The sequence below is a fragment of the Johannesbaptistia floridana genome (assembly GCF_057440575.1).
This window is the reverse complement of sequence record NZ_JALKVM010000126.1, coordinates 1-2,836: the sequence shown is the minus strand read 5'-3', so window position 1 is coordinate 2,836 and position 2,836 is coordinate 1. Positions and strand designations below refer to the sequence as shown.

Annotated in this window: 1 protein-coding gene; it reads left to right on the top strand. The window is 37.7% G+C overall.

The window, feature by feature from the left end; genetic code table 11:
* Positions 1-2,836 (top strand): pentapeptide repeat-containing protein (locus MW688_RS09000; protein ID WP_486735632.1); only part of this gene is annotated, 2,836 nt, incomplete at both ends.

Here is a 2,836-nt window from a genome sequence, read left to right as displayed (position 1 = left end):
TGCTAATTTAAGAGGTGCCAATTTAAAAAGTGCCTCTTTAAAAAGTGCCAATTTAAAAAGTGCCAATTTAAAAAGTGCCAATTTAAAAAGTGCCAACTTAGAGGGTGCCAACTTAGAGGGTGCCAATTTACAAGGTGCCAACTTAGAGGGTGCCTATTTAAGAAATGTTAAGTTAAATGAAAATACCCAGATAGATACAAAATGGTTAAGAGTTTGGGAGATTTTCAATATTCCCACTTCCCAAAGAGATTTACAAGGTGCCGATTTAAGTAGTGCCTATTTACAGGGTGCCAATTTACAGGGTGCCAATTTACAGGGTGCCAATTTAGAAGATGCCTATTTCTGGGGTGCCATGTTCTGGAGTGCCAATTTACAGGATGCCGATTTAAGTAGTGCCAATTTAGAGTATGCCTCTTTACAAGGTGCCAATTTACAGGGTGCCAACTTAGAGGGTGCCTATTTAGAGGGTGCCAAATTACAAGGTGCCAAGTTAAATGAAAATACTCAGATAGAAGAGAAATGGTTAAGGGTTTGGGAGATTCTCAATATTCCCACTCCCCAAAGAGATTTACAAGGTGCCAATTTAAAAAGTGCCGATTTAGGGGGTGCTAATTTACAGAATGCCAATTTACAAGGTGCCAATTTAAAAAGTGCCAAATTACAAAGTGCTAATTTACAAAGTGCCAAATTACATTATGCCAATTTAAAAAGTGCCAATTTACAGGATGCCAATTTAGAAGATGCCAAATTACATTATGCCAACTTAGAGGGTGCCAATTTCTGGCGTGCCAATTTAGAAGGTGCCGATTTATATTGTGCCAATTTAGTAGATGCCAATTTAAGAGGTGTCTATTTAAAAGATGTAAAGTTAAATGAAAATACTCAGATAGAAGAGAAATGGTTAAGAGTTTGGGAGATTCTCAATAATCCCACTCCCCAAAGAAATTTACAAGGTGCCAATTTACAAGGTGCCAATTTACAAGGTGCCAATTTACAAGGTGCCAATTTAGGAGATGCCCGTTTAGGAAGTGCCAATTTACAAGGTGCCGATTTACAAGGTGCCGATTTACAAAGTGCCAATTTACACGGTGCCTATTTACAAGGTGCCGATTTACAAGGTGCCAATTTACACGGTGCCGATTTATATTGTGCCTATTTACAAGGTGCCGATTTATATTGTGACAATTTACAAGCTGCCAATTTACAAGCTGCCAATTTACAAGGTGCCAATTTATATGGTGCCTATTTATATGGTGCCAATTTACAAGGTGCCAATTTACAAGGTGCCTATTTATATGGTGCCAAGTTAAATGAAAATACCCAGATAGATGCAAAATGGTTAAGAGTTTGGGAGATTCTCAATAATCCCACTCCCCAAAGAAATTTACAAGGTGCTGATTTACAAGGTGCCAATTTAAGTAGTGCTAATTTACAAGGTGCTAATTTACAAGGTGCCAATTTACAAGGTGCCTATTTAAAAGATGTAAAGTTAAATGAAAATACTCAGATAGATGCAAAATGGTTAAGGGTTTGGGAGATTCTCAATAATCCCACTCCCCAAAGAGATTTACAAGGTGCTAATTTAAATGGTGCCAATTTACAGGGTGCCAATTTACAGGGTGCCTATTTACAAGGTGCCAATTTACAGGGTGCCGATTTCTGGGGTGTCAATTTACAGGGTGCTAATTTAAATGGTGCCAATTTACAAGATGTCGATTTAACTAGTGCCGATTTACAAGGTGCCGATTTACAAGGTGCCGATTTACAAGGTGCCGATTTAAATAGTGCCTATTTAAAAGATGTAAAGTTAAATAAAAATACCCAGATAGATGCGAAATGGTTAAGGGTTTGGGAGATTCTCAATATTCCCACTCCCCAAAGAGATTTACAAGGTGCCAATTTACAAGGTGCCAATTTACATTATGCCAAATTACAAGGTGCTAATTTACAAGATGCCAATTTACAGGGTGCCAATTTATATGATGCCAATTTACAGGGTGCCAATTTAGTGGGTGCTAATTTACAGGGTGCTAATTTAAGAGGTGCCAATTTACAGGGTGCCGATTTCTGGGGTGCCAATTTACAGGGTGCCGATTTACAACGTGCCAATTTACAGGGTGCTAATTTAAATGGTGCCAATTTACAAGATGTCGATTTAACTAGTGCCGATTTACAAGGTGCCGATTTACAAGGTGCCGATTTACAAGGTGCCGATTTAAATAGTGCCTATTTACAAGGTAACAATATATATAGTGCCTATTTAAAAGATGTAAAGTTAAATAAAAATACCCAGATAGATGCAAAATGGTTAAGGGTTTGGGATATTCTCAATAATCCCACTTCCCAAAGAAATTTACATTCTGCCGATTTATGGCGTGCTAATTTACAAGGTGCCTATTTAGAAGCTGCTAATTTACAAGGTGCCAATTTACAAGCTGCCAATTTACAAGCTGCCAATTTACAAGGTGCTAATTTACAAGGTGCCGATTTAAGTAGTGCTAATTTACAAGGTGCTAATTTACAAGATGCCAAATTACAAGGTGCCGATTTAAGTAGTGCCTATTTAAAAGCTGCTAATTTACAAGATGCCAAATTACAAGGTGCCGATTTAAGTAGTGCTAATTTACAAGGTGCCGATTTAAGAAATGTTAAGTTAAATGGTGCCGATTTAAATAGTGCCAATTTAGAAGCCGCTAATTTACAAGGTGCCGATTTACAACGTGCCAATTTACAAAGTGCTAATTTACAAAGTGCCAATTTAGAAGCTGCTAATTTACAAAGTGCCGATTTACAAGGTGCCTATTTCTGGGGTGCCAATTTACAGGGTGCCGATTTA